15 protein-coding genes are annotated in these 18,868 nt (G+C 46.0%); 6 read left to right on the top strand and 9 right to left on the bottom strand.

Annotation, left to right across the window (positions count from 1 at the left end):
* Positions 1-86: 86 nt before the first annotated feature.
* On the bottom strand, positions 87-893 hold the full coding sequence (locus tag DXT99_RS06580) for an NIPSNAP family protein (protein ID WP_115564743.1): 807 nt from the start codon (positions 891-893) through the stop codon (positions 87-89).
* Positions 894-1,130: 237 nt separating this feature from the next.
* On the opposite strand from DXT99_RS06580, the gene DXT99_RS06575 reads away from it, so the two are divergent.
* The gene (locus DXT99_RS06575) at positions 1,131-1,580 is read left to right on the top strand and encodes a GNAT family N-acetyltransferase (RefSeq protein ID WP_115564742.1); all 450 of its coding nucleotides are present in this window, start codon (positions 1,131-1,133) and stop codon (positions 1,578-1,580) included.
* A 37-nt stretch (positions 1,581-1,617) separates the two neighbouring features.
* Complete coding sequence (locus tag DXT99_RS06570; protein ID WP_115564741.1) at positions 1,618-1,860, top strand: DUF3820 family protein; 243 nt, start codon at positions 1,618-1,620, stop codon at positions 1,858-1,860.
* Positions 1,861-1,885: 25 nt separating this feature from the next.
* On the opposite strand, the gene DXT99_RS06565 is transcribed toward DXT99_RS06570, so the two are convergent.
* From DXT99_RS06565 to DXT99_RS06550, 4 genes are all read right to left on the bottom strand, one after another.
* Positions 1,886-2,803, bottom strand: coding sequence for an AEC family transporter (locus tag DXT99_RS06565; protein ID WP_115564740.1), 918 nt, complete (start codon positions 2,801-2,803; stop codon positions 1,886-1,888).
* Positions 2,803-4,314 (bottom strand): FAD/NAD(P)-binding protein, encoded by a 1,512-nt coding sequence (locus DXT99_RS06560; RefSeq protein WP_147294182.1) that lies wholly within the window; start codon positions 4,312-4,314, stop codon positions 2,803-2,805. The genes DXT99_RS06565 and DXT99_RS06560 overlap by 1 nt, the downstream gene beginning before the upstream one ends.
* A 743-nt stretch (positions 4,315-5,057) precedes the next feature.
* Positions 5,058-6,770, bottom strand: a complete 1,713-nt coding sequence (locus DXT99_RS06555; RefSeq protein ID WP_115564738.1) for a GMC oxidoreductase — start codon at positions 6,768-6,770, stop codon at positions 5,058-5,060.
* A 6-nt stretch (positions 6,771-6,776) separates the two neighbouring features.
* The gene (locus DXT99_RS06550; protein WP_246000498.1) at positions 6,777-7,310 is read right to left on the bottom strand and encodes a gluconate 2-dehydrogenase subunit 3 family protein; all 534 of its coding nucleotides are present in this window, start codon (positions 7,308-7,310) and stop codon (positions 6,777-6,779) included.
* A 961-nt stretch (positions 7,311-8,271) separates the two neighbouring features.
* Between DXT99_RS06550 and DXT99_RS27505 the strand changes: the two genes are divergently transcribed.
* Positions 8,272-10,659 carry a T9SS type A sorting domain-containing protein gene (locus DXT99_RS27505; RefSeq protein ID WP_246000493.1) on the top strand — a complete coding sequence of 796 codons (2,388 nt, stop codon included), beginning with the start codon at positions 8,272-8,274 and terminating at the stop codon, positions 10,657-10,659.
* A gap of 164 nt (positions 10,660-10,823) precedes the next feature.
* Positions 10,824-11,672: an alpha/beta fold hydrolase gene (locus tag DXT99_RS06540; protein WP_115564736.1), complete on the top strand. Its 849-nt coding sequence runs from the start codon at positions 10,824-10,826 to the stop codon at positions 11,670-11,672.
* A gap of 172 nt (positions 11,673-11,844) precedes the next feature.
* Here the strand turns inward: DXT99_RS06540 and DXT99_RS06535 are convergent, their stop codons facing one another.
* The 4 genes from DXT99_RS06535 to DXT99_RS06520 all read right to left on the bottom strand — a co-directional run bounded on the left by DXT99_RS06535 (position 11,845) and on the right by DXT99_RS06520 (position 16,910).
* Positions 11,845-13,161 carry a gluconate:H+ symporter gene (locus DXT99_RS06535; protein ID WP_115564767.1) on the bottom strand — a complete coding sequence of 439 codons (1,317 nt, stop codon included), beginning with the start codon at positions 13,159-13,161 and terminating at the stop codon, positions 11,845-11,847.
* 95 nt (positions 13,162-13,256) lie between these two features.
* Complete coding sequence (locus tag DXT99_RS06530) at positions 13,257-14,789, bottom strand: gluconokinase (RefSeq protein WP_115564766.1); 1,533 nt, start codon at positions 14,787-14,789, stop codon at positions 13,257-13,259.
* A gap of 214 nt (positions 14,790-15,003) precedes the next feature.
* The gene (locus DXT99_RS06525; protein ID WP_115564735.1) at positions 15,004-16,236 is read right to left on the bottom strand and encodes a Bcr/CflA family multidrug efflux MFS transporter; all 1,233 of its coding nucleotides are present in this window, start codon (positions 16,234-16,236) and stop codon (positions 15,004-15,006) included.
* Between the two features lie 389 nt (positions 16,237-16,625).
* Positions 16,626-16,910 carry a hypothetical protein gene (locus DXT99_RS06520; RefSeq protein WP_147294181.1) on the bottom strand — a complete coding sequence of 95 codons (285 nt, stop codon included), beginning with the start codon at positions 16,908-16,910 and terminating at the stop codon, positions 16,626-16,628.
* Positions 16,911-17,313: 403 nt separating this feature from the next.
* On the opposite strand from DXT99_RS06520, the gene DXT99_RS06515 reads away from it, so the two are divergent.
* Together DXT99_RS06515 and DXT99_RS06510 are read left to right on the top strand one after the other, a co-directional pair.
* Positions 17,314-17,721, top strand: coding sequence for an ACT domain-containing protein (locus DXT99_RS06515; RefSeq protein ID WP_115564733.1), 408 nt, complete (start codon positions 17,314-17,316; stop codon positions 17,719-17,721).
* Between the two features lie 186 nt (positions 17,722-17,907).
* Positions 17,908-18,810, top strand: coding sequence for a bestrophin family protein (locus tag DXT99_RS06510; RefSeq protein WP_115564732.1), 903 nt, complete (start codon positions 17,908-17,910; stop codon positions 18,808-18,810).
* Positions 18,811-18,868 lie beyond the last annotated feature (58 nt).

Genomic DNA, 18,868 nt, shown 5'->3' with positions numbered 1-18,868 from the left:
AAAAAAACCCTGACCTTGAGAAGAGGCCAGGGTTTTAACGTTCATACCTAAAGTACTACATCTTCTGATGCAGCAGCACAAGCTATTTAAATATCAGAATATTCAGTTGGGTGCAGCAGGTAGATATCAGCATGTGATACATTGTTTGCATATTCCGGCATGGCACTCATCTTTTTCCACTCCGGGTCTGCTCCAAAAGCCTTCCATTTCTTATCACGCTCTGCCATGTTCTCAAAAGTAGTCATGTACATAAGATTCGGCATTTTACTACCGGCTAGCACACGCCCGTAGAAAACAGCATTAAAGCCCAGCCGGTCAAAAAGCTGGATCTCCCCTTTGTTGAACATGTCCACTTTGTTCTGGTGCAGTTTTTCGGTGGCTGCTTCGTAGCTGCGCAATTCGTATATCCTTTCCTGTGACGCAGATTTCAGTTTCGGCGCACTTACACCCTTCATACCGACAAAAGCATCTAGCAAAATCGTCTCGAAGTGGCTATAAAGCGGGTTGTTGTGGGGAGCATCTATATAGTCTTTTCCTGCAGCAGTATACTGCTTGTCATTTGCCAGCGTCGCATCCAGCGTATAGGCCTGGTCTGGAGAAGAGAATGGAATCAATACATAAACCAGTTGCTCAGTCGGAGCGGGCGCATTGGCATCAGTGTTCTCGGCTGGCTTGAACACACCTACTTGGCTGATGCCTGCACGGTGCAGGGCTGGCAGGTAAGCGTTCTGCAGGAAGTTATCGAGCCGTTCTTCCTGGCTTTTATTTTCCAGGTGGAAGATTTTTAATTGTTGAAGGTTAGGCTTGGCAGCCTGGCTAAGGGCAGGCATGGCATTTACTACCCACAGCACCAGCAGGCAGAGGGCAAACAGGTTCAGCTTTTTATAGTTCATGTTAAGACGGTTGATGTTGAAGTGTAAGATTAAACATAACAGAACTCTAATCTAACACATAATCTGGAGTTTTCTTTATAAAATATCCACTCACTCACTACTGATTTTATTGTAAAAGCACTCTCATCCGTCTAAAGTTAATTTATCTTTGCCACTTCGTGCTTTAGCGCGATATTGCGCAGCATTGCACCAGCCTTGATTTGGGTAGATATAAGACAGAGAAAGAAATCAATTCAAATGACACTTACTAAAGTATGCAAAGGTTTTAATGACCTTACGCCGCATGAAATGTATGATTTGCTTCGGCTACGGAGCGATGTGTTTGTGGTAGAGCAAAACTGCGTGTTCCTGGACCTGGATAACAAAGACCAAAAATGCCACCACCTGCTGCTCTACAGCCAGGATGCGCTGGTGGCCTATGCCCGCCTGGTGCCTCCGGGTGTGTCTTACCCAAAGGAGATGTCGATTGGCAGAATTGTAACCATCTCAGAGGTAAGAGGAACCGGTGTTGGCAAGCAATTGATGGAGTTAGCCATAGCGGAATGTTATACCCTCTTTGGTACCGGCCCTATTAAAATCGGGGCCCAGCTCTATGCAGAGAAATTTTACAACGCATTTGGCTTTGTGCAAAGCAGCGAGGTATATGACGAAGACGGCATTGACCACATCGAAATGATGAAAGCATAACAGCCGCAACTTTCACCTCTCCTATTAACAAAAAACTATGGCGGATTTCACGCAACCGGACCCGAGCATTCTGGTCGATCTTGTAAAAGTTAAAATGCCATTCGGCAAGTACAAGGATACAGTACTATGTAACCTCCCTGTCTCCTACCTCGAATGGTTTTACCGCGAAGGGTTTCCTCCCGGAAAACTTGGAATGCAACTCGCTACTCTATTTGAGATCAAAACAAATGGCCTGGGCTATTTGCTGGAGCCTCTGAAAAGGCAGGCTTCCAGAAGGTAAACCATCCCCCCATAAAGCAAGGCGGTTAGAAAAGTAGCAAAGAAGCGATGGGAACCACGATAAGCGAAATAATAGACGTCAGGGATACGAGCAAGGAAGCCTCCTTTTCCTCTGTTTCCAGGAAAGAGGCAAACACCACCAGATTCGCCGCAATAGGAAAAGCAGGAAGCATGAGAAGCAGCATCTGTTCTTCTGCTTCCAGCTGCCCTATTACGCCAGCCTCACCTAAGACCAGCAGCCCCATAATAACACCTGCCGCCAAATATCTCACGCCGATTATTTTCCCGAACTTCCTGTAGTCTGTTTCTTTTAAGTTGACTTTCGACAGCCCGATGCCTATCATGACCATACCTAAAGCCGACAGTACCCAGCTGGCGCCTTCCATGACGGGAGACAGGGACTCCGGCATTTCAAAACCAGCTATGTTGGCAATGATAGCCGCCACGCAGGCATAAATAGCAGGTATCATGAACACATTCTTTACTGATTCTTTTACAGGCAGTTCTTTGCTGCGCGAAACAAGGAAGTATCCTATTGTATTTCCATAAAAAACGTTGCCCATATACGCGCTGATGATAAGTGGCAAACGCTCCTCACCAAAGATGGCCAGCACCACCGGAATCCCAAACCAGCCAATGTTAAAGTAAGAGAACCCACAGGACAGCAGGTACTTGTTGAAGTCCTTAACCAGGTACTTGTGCGTCAGCCAGCCAGGTATACTCATCAGCAGGCACATCAAAAACACAATGGCAGCCACCACTACGAACTGCATCAGGTCTGCTTCCACCAAATTATCAAAAATAACCAAGGGTATAAGCCCATAGAGCAGGACTACTGAAACAAACTTACTCTTTAGCCCAAGCCACCGGCTGGCTATATATCCTACCCCAATAAATGCGTAAAGCGGCAATACATTAGAAACGAGTTTATTCAGTATGTCCATTAAGAAATGCGTCGAAGAATATCGGTGGTCATATAGTCAATGCGGGCCACGTTAAACCATACAGAATTTGTGTCAAAAAGCTCCCCCACAAGCAACTGGCCTACACCATATAGCGGTGCATCCGGGTGGTCTGGCACGTGCAGTTGCAGGGTATGCGGGTCGGCCTGCACGCCACCTGCCTGGTGCGGCACAATGAGCGCTTTCCGGAGCAGTTCCTGCAGGAGCGGGACCTCCATATTCTTTACTTTTTTAGCCGTTCCGGTGGCATTTATCAGGTAAGGGGCCTTGTCAACTTTCCCATCGTCAAGGTGCATATAAAACAGTTTTTCATCTTTCTTCCACTCTACATTACTGGAATGGGCTTTAATGGTTAGCTGCCCGGACTCCAGCATCTTTAGTAGTTTATACCCGTTTTGCAGGGGCATGCCGTGCCGATTAATATCCCAGTGCGGGCCAAACCACTTCATAAACAGCACTCTTTCCTTAGCTGGAAGCAGCTTCCAGACATGAAAGGCCAGGTAACGCGTAGAGAAAGCGATGTTCTGAAAAGTGCTCTCCCCTTTCTTCGCCACCTCAACATCATACTTCAACAACTCCAGGTGCGGCTTGTCTACACGGTTGAATTTCTTCCAATCATCCTGCTTCCCCATCACCCGTTCGGCCTCTGCCTGAAAAAGGCGGAACAGGTCTTTTGCCCGCAGCGCCCGCTTCTTCTGCCGGATGATTTTGCGGATGTTTTCGCGCGTCAGGATTTCCCGCTCAAACGACACGTCAAACGGGGTCTGTATGCGTGGCAGCAATCCGTGCCTGGAGTAGAGCGTCAGTTTGCCTGTATGCCCATGGTCCAGGAACGCCACAACCGTGTCAATGGCTGTCAGGCTGGTGCCCAGTATGCTCACGGCTGCATCGCGCGGGATAGTTTTTAGAAAAGGATGTGCAGGCCAGGGGAAATCAAAATAATGCGGTGATGACCTGAGGTGCGTGAAATTACTGGGTTTGGGAGTTCCGGTTGCCAGCACCGCCACATCAGCTTCCACTGTACCGCCAGACTCCAGCTTTAAGACTACGTTGTCTTCGGCTACTTCCGCATCTACTGCTTCGTCCCGAAGGAGCTTCACGTCCATCTCATGCTGCCGGGCCAGCTGCACATATTCTTCTAAAACGTCTTTCACATACTGCCCATACAGGCGGCGCGGCACGTAGGCATGGGCATGTATTTCCACACCCGGAAATTTTTCCTGCACCATACTTTGGTTTTGCTGCAGCCATGTGACAAAATGCATGGGTTCCTCAGCAAAAATGCCCATCAGTCCGGCAGCCGTGTTCAGTATATGCCCCCGCTCTTCTGTGCCGTAGGCCAGTCCGGGGCCGAATTCCTCATCTTTCTCAATCAGCACCAGCGAGACGCAGGCCTGTATGGGTTCGGTGATTAGTTTTAGTACTAGATGAATAAATGTGGCAGCACCGTTAGCCCCACCACCGACAATAGCAAGCATAGTTGGTTTCTTCAAAACTAGATTACGGTTGGTTTTTTATCTGCGATTTATACTATACCTAACCCGTTAGCATTTGTTTTGTTTGCCTGGGCTTGCAGCTGGCTTGTGCTGGTTGTTATACTTTTCAGTAGACTGATAACCAATGGCAAAGCGATTTTGCAGTGTTTGCCACAGCTCTTAAACTGAATTTTATATTATTGAATAGTATTGTGTTTTTCTGTATAAGCTGCCGTAGCAACAGCTTATACAGCGGCGTCTTACCTAATGTTCCATAGCTGTTGCTCTGTGCTCTCAAGGCCGAGAGGCCTCGTCTTGGGGGAAGGGGCCCTCTATAAGGGCATCGCGCTGTGCATTTGAAGCTGCCGGGGGTAGGGGCCCTCTTTAGCTCCGCTGCGGGCTGCCTCACTGCGTGCGGCACCGCATCAAATACAAGGCGCTCAACCCAAAGACTGTAAACAGATTCACTCCGTGCTGACAAATAGAAAATGCTGCGGCTCTATGGAAAAAATTTATACTAACATTGACTGATTTATGCGTATTGCATCAGCACTTCAAAATGAAAAATCCCCTCCTCGTATGGGCTAAGGGGTGGGTTTAAAGTTGATATTAACTGTAGAACGTATTTAAAGCGCTGCATTCAGTTGATAAAAGTATAAAGCAAGCACTGAAAAACAGAAAAGCCAGCAATGTTTATTGCTGGCTTTTCTGTTGATGAGAGACAGAAGTCTTGTGTCTTATATCGTGAAACCCGTGTCCTGTTACAGGTTCATTTTCTTCATCTCCTTTACAGCGAAATCTACTGCTCGGGCAGTAAAGGCCATATAGGTAAGCGAAGGGTTCTGCGTAGATGTAGAGGTCATACTGGCACCGTCTGTTACGAACACGTTCTTGCATTCGTGCAGCTGGTTCCACTTGTTCAGCAGCGATGTCTTTGGGTCTTTACCCATTCTCACACCACCCATTTCGTGTATGTCAAGACCGGGAGCCTGTTTAGAGTCTTTTGCCTGGATGTTTTTAAAACCAGCGTTTGTGAACATCTCCGTCATCTGCTCCATGTAATCCTTTGTCATTTTCTCGTCGTTCTCATCATAATCGATGGAGACTTTGAGCTGCGGCATGTCGTAGGGATCTTTTTGAGATTTGTCGAGGGCTACGTAGTTGCTTTCTTTCGGAATGGTTTCGCCCATCATATGAGAACCTACAGACCACCCTCCCAAAGAAGGGTTCAGCAAGCTGTTTTTCAGGCTCTCTCCCAGTCCATCCTGATTCGTGACGTTGTTACGTCTGGCATTGAAACCGGCAGCATAGCCTCTCAGGAAACCTGTCTCCTGCTTATGCACATTTCTGAAGCGCGGTATGTACGGGCTATTCGGTCTGCGCCCGTCGGTGGTAGAGTCCAGGTGGCCATCATACTCCGCAGACACTCTTGCCCGGTAGTTATGGAAGCCCACATATTTGCCCATCAGCCCGTTGTCGTTACCCAACCCGTTCGGGAAGCGCTTTGACGTGGAGTTTAGCAGGATAAGGTTCGTGTTGAGTGCAGCAGCATTCACGAAAATGATTTTCGCATAAAACTCCATCACCTCTTTCGTATTGGCATCGATCACGCGCACACCGGTTGCCTTGCCTTTTTCATCATCATAGATAATAGAATGCACCACTGAGTCAGGGCGTAGCGTCAGGTTGCCTGTTCGGGCAGCCCAGGGAATGGTAGAGGCATTGCTGCTGAAGTAGCCGCCAAACGGACAGCCACGCTCACAGATGGTGCGGTGCTGGCACTGTGCCCTGCCCTGCTCCAGGTGGATAGGCTGTGGCTTTGTGATGTGTGCCGCACGCCCCATAATCACCTGTCGGTCTTTGTACTTCTGCGCTACCTGCTTCTGAAAGAAAGTTTCCACACAGTTCATTTCATGCGGTGGAAGAAACTCTCCGTCCGGAAGCTGCGGTACACCGTCTCTGTTACCAGAGATACCGGCGAACTTCTCCACATAGCTGTACCACGGCGCGATGTCCGCGTAGCGGATTGGCCAGTCCACGGCAAAGCCATCGCGGGCCGGACCTTCAAAGTCGAAGTCGCTCCAGCGCTGTGTCTGTCGCGCCCACAGCAGCGACTTGCCACCAACCTGGTAACCGCGAATCCAGTCGAAAGGCTTTTCCTGCACGTAAGGGTGCTCCGCATCTTTTACAAAGAAATGCTCAGTGCCTTCGTAAAAAGCGTAACACTTGCTGATGATCGGGTTTTGATTCTTTACCTCGAGCGGCAATTGCCCGCGGTGTTCGAACTCCCACGGGTTCTTGGTGGTCGTCGGGTAATCTTTTATATGCTTTACGTCCTTGCCACGCTCCAGCACAAGGGTTTTAAGTCCATGCCCGGTCAGTTCTTTTGCTGCCCAGCCACCGCTGATGCCTGAACCTATAACGATGGCATCATAGGTCATATCTTTAACTGCGTCTATCGCTAAATTTGCCATTTTGAATTAAGAAAGGGATTCTTGATTAACAGGTACACAACCATAGTAGTGGCCGGGTACTGCCTGGTAATTGGTAAGGTTCATCATCACGTACTCTGAATTCATGTAGCCCCGCACAGTCAGTCCTTTCACCAGTTTGTAAAATTCACTCTCACTCGTGTCACCGGACTGCTCCATGTCTCTCAGCAAGGCAATGCGCTCGTCTGTGCTGCAGGCTTCGAATACTTTTCCATGCTTCTTCTTAGTCTTCGCCTTAAGCCCATCCAGTCCTTTCGAAAGGTTTTCCTGCGCTTCCTTCTCGTAACAATCAGCCACCATTTTCTGGACGAAGAGATGCACATTCAGGTCTTTGGCGCCGGGAGTGTCGGTAGCGGGGATAATAGTGTCTACCACATGTGCTAAAAGTCCCTCCTGGCTTGGTGAAAGGTATGGCTGCAGTTCCTGCGCTGTTGCTTTTTTACTGCTGAGATCGCATCCCGGCAGAAGCACCAGGCCAGTAACGGCCAGGGCCATATTTCTAATTACTACTCGTCTGTTCATGCAGGCTTAATGATTCTAATGTGGTTACGTAAAATGTTAGTTAGATTGATCTGGTTGAGTTCAAACTTATCTATTCAAGCAAAAGGAGGCTAATTCATTAAAGAAGCAGCCACTAACGCAAACCAAATTTCTGGATTTACATGTTGTGCGGCAACTCAATTATGTAAGATTACATCATCCTGAAAAGTTCATTTTGCATTTGGGAACATATTAAAGAATTTTTCTAAAGTTGCCAAATACCGGAGGTAGATAGAGCGCTGCGGTAGCAGCCGGCATAAAAAGATGTATGGGTATACTTACCAGGGATGCAGTTCATAGTATCTTCTACTCCCTTCCAATCGTGATAGGAAACATTTACAAAAGGTGACATATGTTACCGCTACCCTCAGGTAACCAGCAGCATGTCCAGTACTTTTTGCATCAATTAGATTTGCTGGCACACTTACGTGCTATACCAGCCTTAATCATAAATAAAAAATTAGTTTAGATAGCTGAAAAGAATAAGAATTTGTATAAATATTAAATTATTTTAATATCAAATAAATTACATATACAGGACATGTTAACCAAATTTTGATTATTTCCATCATTAATTTTTACAAATCTAACATCGGACTTATTTAGCTTTAAACATTAGCCAGACTCTTTCTCATAAAAATTTTCCTAATAAAGCTTTAGCATTTAATATACCTTATATGTAATATTGCTACATACCTATATATTTTTAGAATCAAAGAATCTTATTAGATAAAATATCAGGAAATATTAACAATTAAAAAGTGCTGTGAAAACAGCTATGTGGAAGTTATTGCCTTGTAAGTAAGGATTTTCTGTAGCCAGCAGCAGCATCTTTGAATAAGCAAAAAGCATCATGTTTTTGCACAGGAAAGCTATTGCCTAAAATTAAGACAAACCTATTCGATAAGTAAAAGCTCAGTCACCCTTAACCCAGAACTATTATATGGAAAACCTTTACATTTCAAATTCACCTCTATTACGGACAAAGTCTGCCACGGTTACATTCAAAAGCAGATGCGGCAGAATTAATCAGCAAATGCTGCTTTTGGTGCTGGGCATGCTGTTGCTTAGCTTTAGTAGCTTTGGGCAGAAAACTTATTACTCTAGGGCTGATACAGGTGACTGGAATGATAAAACGAGTTGGAGCTTAACTAACAATAACAACGAAAATAGTAACCCCGCAGCAGATGCAATACCAACTGCTGCCGATGATGTGATAATAAATGGTGGGCATAATATTAAAGTAACAACAGCTAATGCTACTTGTAATAAACTGACTTTGACAGCAGGAAGTGGAAATAGTAAAGCAGGAGGAACTGTATCAATCGGTTCAAATCTTACCACTAACACAACACCTCAGGCTATTTTAACTTTAGCAACTCTTGAGGTCCAATTAGCAAATGGTAAACCTAAGGAGAACGGAACTTGGCTTATAGGTGCAGGAAATAAATTGGTGGTAACTAGCGCCATCATAAGAGAAAGAAAAGGAGGTGCTACTAATAATCAATCAGGAGAAATGTATTATGAATTACATCCTGGAAGTAGCATAGAATTTGCATCAACAGCAGAAACCCAAAATATTTTTGTTCTTCCTGATTTATCTAGTTTCCTTGAAACTGGGCTATATAATCCTCTGTTGCACTCTGGTTCTTATAAAAATTTAATAATTGCCGGAGTTGGAAAGAAGAGAGCTAGAATAGGCTTAAAAATCGATGAAGATTTGACTATAATGCAAGGAGCAATTTTCAGTGCTAGAGGAGCATCTGCTGGCAGTTATCTTCATACAATAGTCGGTAACGTTAACAACTTTGGAACATTGAATGTTGATACTGCTACCGTTGTCAATCGACTCCAGATTACAGGAAATTTGGTTAACAACAGCACAGGTACTTTTAATGCAAAAGGGGTTACCCACACCATCACAGGGTACTTCACTAATTCAGGTATAGTTAACGCAAACAATACTAGTAACATCAGCACTATCCAGGTAGGAGGCAACTTTATAAACTCAGGTACATTCAATGGTAGCACTTCCAATACAGTAAGTAGTGTACTTCAGGTAGACAGAAACTTCTCGAATACAGGTACTTTTACAGCTGGTAACTCCACGGTGATAATGAACGGTCCGAGAAACACAATTCATTCTACAGAAATTATTAGTCCATCATTAGAGCCAACTGTAGCATTTAAAAATCTAACTATAAGCAATGGTCCAAAAACCCTATTGAGCAACATAAGCGTAAGTGGAACTTTGAACTTGGATGATATCTCAACTACAGAGAATATAATATTTACAGAAATTTATAAAGTTGATCTCAAAACAACCGGTACCTTAGCAAGGCCAGAGACAGCTAAACAATATATATATGGTAAAGTAGTTACTACCCGTCCTATAGCTGAAGCTTTCGGGGAAATAGGTATAAGCTTCATTACTACATCAACCTCTCAAGTTCCCTTAACTGTAACACGTACAACAGGAATTAGTGAGAAAATAACAAATGGAGTATACAGTGCATATCGTTACTTTGACTTAACGGCGGGAGCATTACAAAATGTACCAAACTTAGCGGTGAAATTTAGTTTCCTAAACTATGAATTAACTAGGCCAATTGAAGAATACAAGATTTACAGAAGAAATTTTGAAGACTCATGGTCTGTAGTAGATCCTACTACCTATAGTAGGAATGAAAATTATTATACAGTTCAAAACTTGCAGGACCTAGGAAGATATACTATTGGAGCAGCACAATCAGCGCCTTCTCCCCTCCCCGTCGAACTTACTTGGTTCAAAGCGCAGCGCCAGGCACAGGGAGTGCTGCTAACCTGGGAGACGGCTTCTGAAGAAGAAAATAGTGGCTTTGAAGTGCAGGTGTCTACCAATGGCAAGACCTTCAGCAAAGTGGCTTTTGTAGAAAGCAAAGTGGTTAACTCTTCTGTGAAACAACGCTATAGCTACACAGACAATGCTGCTCTTGCCTTTGGCACACGCTACTACCGCCTGGCTCAAATAGACTTAGATGGCACTACTACTTATTCTAACATCAAAGCGGTAGACATGGATACAAAAATTGAGACGGCAGCTGCTTTCCCTAATCCATTCGCTGACGGACAGGAGGTAATGGTGCGCCTGCCACAGGGTGGTGAAAGTCGCCCGGTGCGCCTGGTACTGACAAACACGCTGGGGCAGGTAATATTGGAGCAGCAGGCACAGGTGCAGGATGGCCAGGTGGAATTCGCAGTGAACACCGCAAAAGCAAATGCAAAAGGGATGTACCTGCTCAACGTCATCGACAACGGCTCAAAGTATACCTTTAAGCTGGTTAAAAAGTAATACACCACATACACCAACAACAGAAAGAGGGCAGCACGAGCGTGTTGCCCTCTTTCTGTTTTATCCACCTACACTGAAAGCGGTGAAACAGAGATGCTCTGCCTTAAATAAATTCTATTCCATTCTTATGCATCCTGAAGTGCTTCACGCAGGTATGACAGCTTATGGAGATAAGAGACAAATACTACACAGTAAACGGCATACGGTTACACGTAGCAGAAGCAGGTAGTCCGGATGGCAAGGTTTTATTGTTCCTGCACGGGTTCCCGGAATTCTGGTACGGCTGGCACAAGCAACTCGATTTTTTCGCAGCTGAAGGATTTTGGGTACTGGCACCTGATCAACGAGGGTACAATACCAGCAGCAAACCTTCCAGGGTGAAAGCTTATACTATCTCTCAACTAACAGCCGATATCGCTGACCTGATACAGCAGGTTATTGCCCGGAAGGTATACCTGGTCGGCCACGATTGGGGCGGAGCGGTAGCCTGGGCTGTGGCACAACACTACCCGAACCTGCTGGAAAAGCTCATTATTCTGAACATGCCACATCCCGAGGTGATGCACGAGGAACTCCGTACAAACCCGAAGCAGCTCTTAAGGAGCTGGTATACCGGCTTCTTCCAGGTTCCTAAGCTGCCGGAGGCTTACTGCAGGGCCTTTAATTTTAAAGCGCTGGAGAAAAGTATGATGCTAACGGCAAACGCGGGTACTTTCTCCGAGGCAGATATAAAACGTTACAAAGCGGCCTGGCAGCAGCCCAAGGCACTGACCACCATGATTAACTGGTACCGCGCCTATAAGTACAAATCGCTGGACGTAAGCCGTGAAGTAACTGTGCCCACCCTGATGCTATGGGGCAGGAAAGACACCTTCTTAAACGACACCATGGCACAGCCCAGTATAGCGAAGTGCACTAATGGAAAGTTGATTTTTTTGGATAACGCCACCCATTGGCTGCATCACGAAAAGCCAGATGAGGTAAACAGCCTCATGTATGATTTCATAAAATGAGCACCAACGATTAATGTGTAGAACACGAGCTTCTCCTTTTGTAAATCAGTCCGCTTTCTCTATAAATGAACAGTAGTTTGCCAAAGGCTGTGGCGATGTTATAATTTAATCCGGCTCGCAAAGCACCTCTAAGAATCGGTGTATCACTGTGCATACTGCAGCTTAGGCGTCTTTATATAAAGGGCTCCAACGCGAGTACGCCCAGCAATCCCAAGACAGACACCAGCGTTTCCATGATAGACCAGGTGGCCAGGGTTTGTGGAATCGACAGGTTGAAATACTCTTTAAACATCCAGAAACCAGGGTCATTCACGTGGGAGAACATGAGGCTACCAGCTCCGATAGACAGCACCATCAGTTCCGGGCTTACGCCGGTGCTGGCGACGAGCGGCAGCGCAATACCGGCACCTGTAATGGCCGCTACGGTTGCCGAACCAAGGCAAACCCGAAGTAGCGCCGTAATCAGCCAGGCCAGAAACAGGGGCGAATAGTTGGTGCCGCTGAGCATGGCTGTTACCTCGTTCCCTACACCACTATCTATCAGTACCTGCTTCAAGGCACCACCACCTCCAATAATCAGCAGAATCATAGCAATGCCTGCTATCGAATCTGTACATACCCGCATCACTTCCGGCATTGTTTTCCCTCTATTCAGGCCCAGGGTAACAATGGCCACCAGCACTGAGATCAGGAGCGCCATCACCGGATCACCTATAAACTCAAACAGTTGCCTTAAAGGCGAAGCAGCAGGCAGCGTAATGGTCAATACAGCAGAGGTGGCCATCAGTGCAATCGGAACCAGGGCCGTTAATATGCTTATACCGTAGCCCGGCATTTGCTCCTCGGAAAGGGGTTTTAGCACAAAGAGGTTCTGAGGCGGCTCTGTTTTGATATTTCTCAGAAAGCGCGTGAACAAGGGGCCAGCCACCACAATAGTAGGTACAGCCAGTAAGAGGCCATAGAGGAGTGTAAGGGTGATATCAGCTCCAAATATGACCGCAATGGCGGTTGGTCCGGGGTGCGGTGGCAGAAAACCATGTGTTACGGAAAGTGCGGCAGCAGCCGGAATGCCTACATAAAGCAGCGGCAGTTCCGCAGAAATGGCAACGGCAAATACCAGTGGCATGATCACCACAAAACCAGCATTATAGAACATGGGCAAGCCCACAATAAAACCAGTCAGCACCATGGCCCACTGCAGGTTGCGCTTACCAAAGCGTTTTATCAGGCCGTAGGTGATACGTTGCGCGGCGCCGCTCTCCGATAACAGGTTTCCCAACATGGCCCCGAACCCCAGTATCAGCACCAGCGAACCAAGTGTATCACCTATCCCCTTCTGCAGCGATGCCAGTGCATCTTTCACGGCCATGCCTTCGGCAAGTCCTACACCCAGTGCCACCAGCACAAGCGCTATAAAGGCATTTATCCGGAAAACAAGCGTCAGGATAAGTAGCGCGATAACGCCAAAAAGAACAATCAGAAGCGACATAGTATAGGAATTTACAGGTGCCCGAAAATCTATCATACCTAGCATACAACATGCTATGGCTGAATATATAGATTAAAGTTTATATCCTGTACTTTTTATGCGCCTATGTGGTGAGAAGCCTTGTGGAGGCAGTCTTTTAACTTTGGATAGAGTTCATTGAAGAGCGAAAAATTCTGCATGTAGCGCGAATGAAGCTTGGGATCAGGCACAAAGGTTTTCTTTACCCTAATCATAGCTGCAGCATCTTCGAGGTTGGTGATAAGGCCTAAGGCATACATGCCCATGATAACCGCGCCGAAGGCAGATCCCTCGTGCGTATCGGTAAGATGCACTTCTTTGTTGAAGATATCGGCCAGCATCTGCACCCATAGGTCGGAGCGCGAAAAGCCACCGTTGGCATATATGGCAGCAATGGGTCCTGTGGTTTGCTCTAGCGCCCTGCCAACGCTGTATACGTTAAACATGACACCCTCCATGAGGGCGCGCAGAAAATGTTCGCGGGTATGGTTATAATGTACACCAAAAAAACAGGCCCGTGCCGCAGGATCCCAGATGGGAGCACGTTCCCCCAACAGGTAAGGCAGGAAAATTAATCCATCAGCACCGGGTGGTACGGCAGCGGCCCTCTTGTTCATCAGTTCATATATATCTTCATTCTCCTGCGCTGCAAGGGCTGTTTCAGATGCATAGAAGTTGTCGCGGAACCAGCGCAACACAACGCCACCGTTATTCACGGCACCTCCCAACACAAAGCGTTTCGACGTAAGAATGTAACTGAATATGCGCTCCTGTATATCGGTGGCCGGCTCGTTTGCCATCACACGCACCGCGCCGCTGGTCCCAATCGTGACAACGGCATCTCCGGGCCGAACAGCATTGGAACCCAGGTTAGCCAGGCAACCATCGCTCGCCCCAATCACAAAAGGAACGGTAGCAGGTATGTTGAGCAAGGTCGCATAGTCCGGTTTCATGTTGCGGAAGGTATGCGTAGGGGGTACAGGCTCAGACAGCTTGTCTTTGGTGATTCCAGCTAATTCCAACGAATCAAGGTGCCAATCAAATTTAAAAATGTTGAAGAGACCAGTAGCTGAGGCAATGGAGTAATCTATTTTGTACTCTCCGAACAGCCGGAAAAACACATACTCTTTTATACCGATAAACTTCACTGTGTTCTTAAATAACAATGGCTCGTGGTCACGCAGCCAGCGGAGTTTCGGCAAGGGCGACATGGGGTGCAGCGGTGTTCCGGTGTGCAGGTAAATGTCGTGCCCAATCACGCTTCCTTTCAGGTTTGTTGCATATACTTTGCTTCGGGTATCGGCCCAAATAATGCATTTTGTGAGGGGGTCGCCCTGTGCATCTACCGCTATTAGGCTGTGCATGGCACTGCTAAAGCTTACGCCCATTAATTCTACCCCAAGAATTTTCAATTCTAAAGCAACAGTGCTTAGTGTGTCCAGCACGGCTTTTAATACCACCTCTGGGTCCTGCTCAGCATAATCAGGCTGAGTACTGATAATAGGATATTCGATTGCTTCACGAAACAACATCTTACCCTCCATATCAAAAGCTACTGCTTTGGTACTGGTTGTACCTATATCCATACCTATAAGGGCTTGCTGCTTCATTTTTCTTTCTTGGTTCAAATTAAAGTACGAGATCGAGCCTGTAAGATGTTTAATATTCTCTGGCACACCGATGCTTTCATATCAATGCCTAAAATAGCCGGAATAAACCATGTATAGCAAATCATAACTAGCAAAGGCTGCTAAAAAGCCTATAAAGTAAGAAAGCCCCTGATTTGAGTCAGGAGCTTTCTTACTTTATAGGCTTTTTAGCATGTTACATCACAACCGAAACGTCTTCTTCCACTTCCTGCTGGCTTGCCTTGTACCGCACATTTCGCTTACTGATCGTCAGCACAACCAGGCCACCCAGCGCACAGGCAGTCATCACGCTCACCATCGGAATAGCTGTGCTATTGTGAAACACACTTACCAAAGCAGACACTACTCCGGCCATCGCCATTCTAAAGCTTCCCATTAAGGCAGACGCGCTACCGGCATGTTTTGTAAAAGGGGCCAGGGAAAGTGCTGTGGCATTAGGGTTTGTTAAGCCCTGCCCTGTGAGGAAAATGAACATCAACACGATGAGGCTATACATCCCGAACCACCCATACCAGGTGCCTGCCACCAGCAGAATGCCGATAGCGGTCTGGTAAAACAGGGTAAAGTTGATAATCTGCTGGCTCTTGAACTTCTTCAGCAAGATATGATTCAGTTGCGTGGAGCCGATCATAGCAAAGGCCAAAAAAGCAAAAATCCAGCCGTACATCTGCTCACTAACATTGTAGATGTTCATGAAAACATCAGCAGAGCCTGCTATGTAGGCAAATGGGGCGGATGTAGCGATACCTCCCACCAGGGCATATACCAGGAACTGCGGTTGTTTCAATACTGTGTAAAAGTTGCTTATTACTGGCTTTGGGCGGAGTGACATGGTGGTATCCGGCTGCCTCCCCTCTGGCAAAGCAAAATGAATACTCAGCAGAATAAGCGCTGTGATGATGGCCAGAATAATAAAGACGTAATGCCACCCAAAAGCTGCCGTTACATAACCTCCAACCGTTGGCGCTATCATCGGAGACACCGCAATAACGAGGGTAATCAACGAAAAAGCCTGTGCCGTTTTGTTCACCGGAAACAGGTCCCGCACCAGGGCCTGGGCTGCCACCATACCGGCACAGCCTCCCAATGCCTGCAAAAACCGCATGGCTATTAAAGACTCCACTGAAGTGGTGAAGGCGCAGCCTAAAGAAGCAATCAGATAAATTACCAGGCCAACATAGAGCGGGTTCTTTCTCCCATACCGGTCCAGCAGCGGACCGTAAAGCAGCTGCCCTGCTGATATACCAATCAGGTAACTAGTCAGAGATAACTGCACCTGGGCAATAGAAGTGTTTAAATCTTTTGCGATAGCCGGGAAGCCAGGCAGGTACATATCTATAGAAAAAGGGCTTATGGTTGCCAAAGCCCCTAATATCAATACAATAATAAAATACTCTTTGCGGGTCATGAATTCTTAAAACTTCAAAGTTATAACATTCATCAACAATATCTGTCACTTAAAGTTTAATGAAAGCCATAATTATTTTCTACTGAGGCCGGGCTTACACCCCAAAACGGAAGAGTTAGGTATAGAACACAGCATTTATGGCGGGTAGGGTGGCTTTGTTAGTGGCAGTAGCAAAAATACTTCTCAGCTGTAGGCGCTATACCTTGTGCTATTACTATCTCTCTGAAGAAAAGGTATAAGCAGCAGCAAATTTTGTGTTTATCATTCTCAGGGAGGTGATAAGGGAACAGCGTACGGTACAGTGGAAATAGGAAAGCCTTGTATATGGTTTTACAAGGCTTTATTGATGAAGAAATTGTTGATAGCAGAACCTACCAACGTTGGCAATTCTATTGATTCGACTCTGCACTTTCAAAAGCCCCCTCGCCATCTGTAGCTGTTACTAATTTTGCATATTTATTCTTCAGACGTGTGATGCTATCTTCATCAATCATTTCATCGTCCACGCTTAGCAGGAGAAGTTCTTCCTGAAGGCTAACGTCTGTTATAAACATTCTGTCGAGGTAGAGCCCGTTTAAATAAAACCGGCAATAAAAGCGACCTTCATTTATAGGAGTCAGCGCAATAAAATCACAACCGGATAACTTCTCGTAAAAATTTGTTAATTCATTCATTCTTAACACCATTTAACGTAATACAGCACCTGCATTACCTTCCCCTCAATAGTTTTAAGGATAGAATCTACTGTCTGTGTATATGTATCTACTCCAAATATACTACATAATCGCTCAGATAGTTATAAATACCTAGCTTTATCAGTATTTATACGTTAATAAAAATTTAACACTCCAACTTCTAAAACTTTTATAAGGATACCTTCTCAGCACGCTCTATGCCCTCCATATAAAAGCAAACTTCTTATTCAGAGGCTGGGACAGCAGTAGATAGCCTGCGGAAGCATCTGCTGTACCCATACAAAACCAAGGTAGCCAATAGCGGACCTTTTAATTTTAGCATTGCTCCTTTAACCTGCTCAAACTTCGAACTCTAAAAGTAATTCTTAACGTATGCAGCTTGATGGATGCGAACGGAGAAAAAAACCTCACGATATTGCTGCAGCAACTTGAACCTGAGCTAAACGATGGAGAATACGTATTCTGCACACTTCAGGAGAACAGCACGATATACCTGACTCAAGTGCTGTTCAGCTTCAAAGAGAAAGAAGGTCTGACGGTAGTGCTACCCAGAGAAGCAGCAGACAAAGCGGCACTGCCCTATTCGTTTGTATCTTCCTGGATTACCCTAAAGGTACATTCCTCGCTGGAAGCAGTGGGACTAACAGCCGCTTTCTCTACGGCACTGGCAAAAGCCGGTATCAGCTGCAATGTAGTGGCAGCATTTTATCATGATCATATTTTCGTGCCCGCCAAAGATGCCAAGAAAGCGATGCAGGTGCTTAAATCGTGCGCTTCTCAGGCTGTATAACGACACGTTTTGTCTTTATCCATTTACATTTTGCCCTATCTGCCTGCTTGTGCCCAACGAAGGCAGGAGCGATTCGTAAAAACGTATGCTGTTGTATTTACCAGACCAACTACAACAGCATACATTTCCCTTTGCTGTATTGGCTTTTCTGCCATTGGCATATGAACAAAAAAACAAACGTGCCGAATGCTAATAAATACACGTATCCCTTTCAGGTATATTTTCAGAAAAGTCAAAAATGATTTGCTCAGTGTGCTCTGCTTTTCTGTTGTGTTTCATATCCTGAAGCTGTTCTTTGTGGATTATCTCCCGATCATTCCGTTTCAGCTACCCGCCATTCTGGGTACTTCCATTGCGCTGATACTGGCTTTTAATCTCAACCAGTCTTATGACAGGTGGTGGGAAGCCAGGAAGGTATGGGGCGCTATTGTAAATGACTCCCGCTCCTTTGTGATGCAACTAAAAGGGTTTACCAGGAGAGAAGGAGACGCAGGCACGATATTGAAAAGGATGGCGCACAGGCAGATTGCCTGGTGCTATTGCCTTGGCCAGTCGCTAAGGGGGCAGGATCCTATTGCGGCAGAACAAACCAGGCATCTATCAGAGGAGGACATTGACTTCATCAAAACCCAGAACAACAAGCCTTTTGCCCTGTTAATGCTGCACACGGAAGATCTGAGAAATCTCTATCAAAGTGAAGCTGTAAATCCTTTTCAGCAGGTTCAGATAGACAGCACCATCACGCGACTCTGCGACTCAATGGGGAAAGCGGAAAGAATTAACAGCACCGTTTTTCCGGTTACCTACAGGTTATTCGTTCACTTCTTTATTTACCTGTTCCTGGTTGTGCTTTCTCTTGCCTTGGTGGAAACCATTGGTCTTTTCGAGATTCCTATCCTTACTTTTATTGCTTCTACGTTTTTTCTTTTAGAAAAAACCGGAAAGCACATGCAGGACCCTTTCCGTAACAAACCTACCGACACAGCTGTAACAGCTATCGCCAGAACAATAGAAATAAATATAAAGCAGGTTTTACAAGAGGAGGAGGTCCCGAAACCGCTGACTCCGGAAAAGTTCTATCTGATGTAAATCAGTTGCGGTTTAACTTGCCTGCCTTTTAAACAAGATCACTGTTAAGCTGTTTGTT

The organism is Pontibacter diazotrophicus (genome assembly GCF_003367245.1).
GTDB lineage: Bacteria > Bacteroidota > Bacteroidia > Cytophagales > Hymenobacteraceae > Pontibacter > Pontibacter diazotrophicus.
The sequence above is the reverse complement of the archived record's forward strand: the minus strand, read 5'-3'. Positions and strand labels throughout refer to the sequence as shown.

Coding starts and splice junctions, on each gene's coding strand:
- DXT99_RS06580 (WP_115564743.1), bottom strand. CDS start 893: ATGAACTATAAAAAGCTGAACCTGTTTGCCCTCTGCCTGCTGGTGCTG.
- DXT99_RS06575 (WP_115564742.1), top strand. CDS start 1,131: ATGACACTTACTAAAGTATGCAAAGGTTTTAATGACCTTACGCCGCAT.
- DXT99_RS06570 (WP_115564741.1), top strand. CDS start 1,618: ATGGCGGATTTCACGCAACCGGACCCGAGCATTCTGGTCGATCTTGTA.
- DXT99_RS06565 (WP_115564740.1), bottom strand. CDS start 2,803: ATGGACATACTGAATAAACTCGTTTCTAATGTATTGCCGCTTTACGCA.
- DXT99_RS06555 (WP_115564738.1), bottom strand. CDS start 6,770: ATGGCAAATTTAGCGATAGACGCAGTTAAAGATATGACCTATGATGCC.
- DXT99_RS06550 (WP_246000498.1), bottom strand. CDS start 7,310: ATGAACAGACGAGTAGTAATTAGAAATATGGCCCTGGCCGTTACTGGC.
- DXT99_RS27505 (WP_246000493.1), top strand. CDS start 8,272: ATGGAAAACCTTTACATTTCAAATTCACCTCTATTACGGACAAAGTCT.
- DXT99_RS06540 (WP_115564736.1), top strand. CDS start 10,824: ATGGAGATAAGAGACAAATACTACACAGTAAACGGCATACGGTTACAC.
- DXT99_RS06535 (WP_115564767.1), bottom strand. CDS start 13,161: ATGTCGCTTCTGATTGTTCTTTTTGGCGTTATCGCGCTACTTATCCTG.
- DXT99_RS06530 (WP_115564766.1), bottom strand. CDS start 14,789: ATGAAGCAGCAAGCCCTTATAGGTATGGATATAGGTACAACCAGTACC.
- DXT99_RS06525 (WP_115564735.1), bottom strand. CDS start 16,236: ATGACCCGCAAAGAGTATTTTATTATTGTATTGATATTAGGGGCTTTG.
- DXT99_RS06520 (WP_147294181.1), bottom strand. CDS start 16,910: ATGAATGAATTAACAAATTTTTACGAGAAGTTATCCGGTTGTGATTTT.
- DXT99_RS06515 (WP_115564733.1), top strand. CDS start 17,314: ATGGATGCGAACGGAGAAAAAAACCTCACGATATTGCTGCAGCAACTT.
- DXT99_RS06510 (WP_115564732.1), top strand. CDS start 17,908: ATGCTAATAAATACACGTATCCCTTTCAGGTATATTTTCAGAAAAGTC.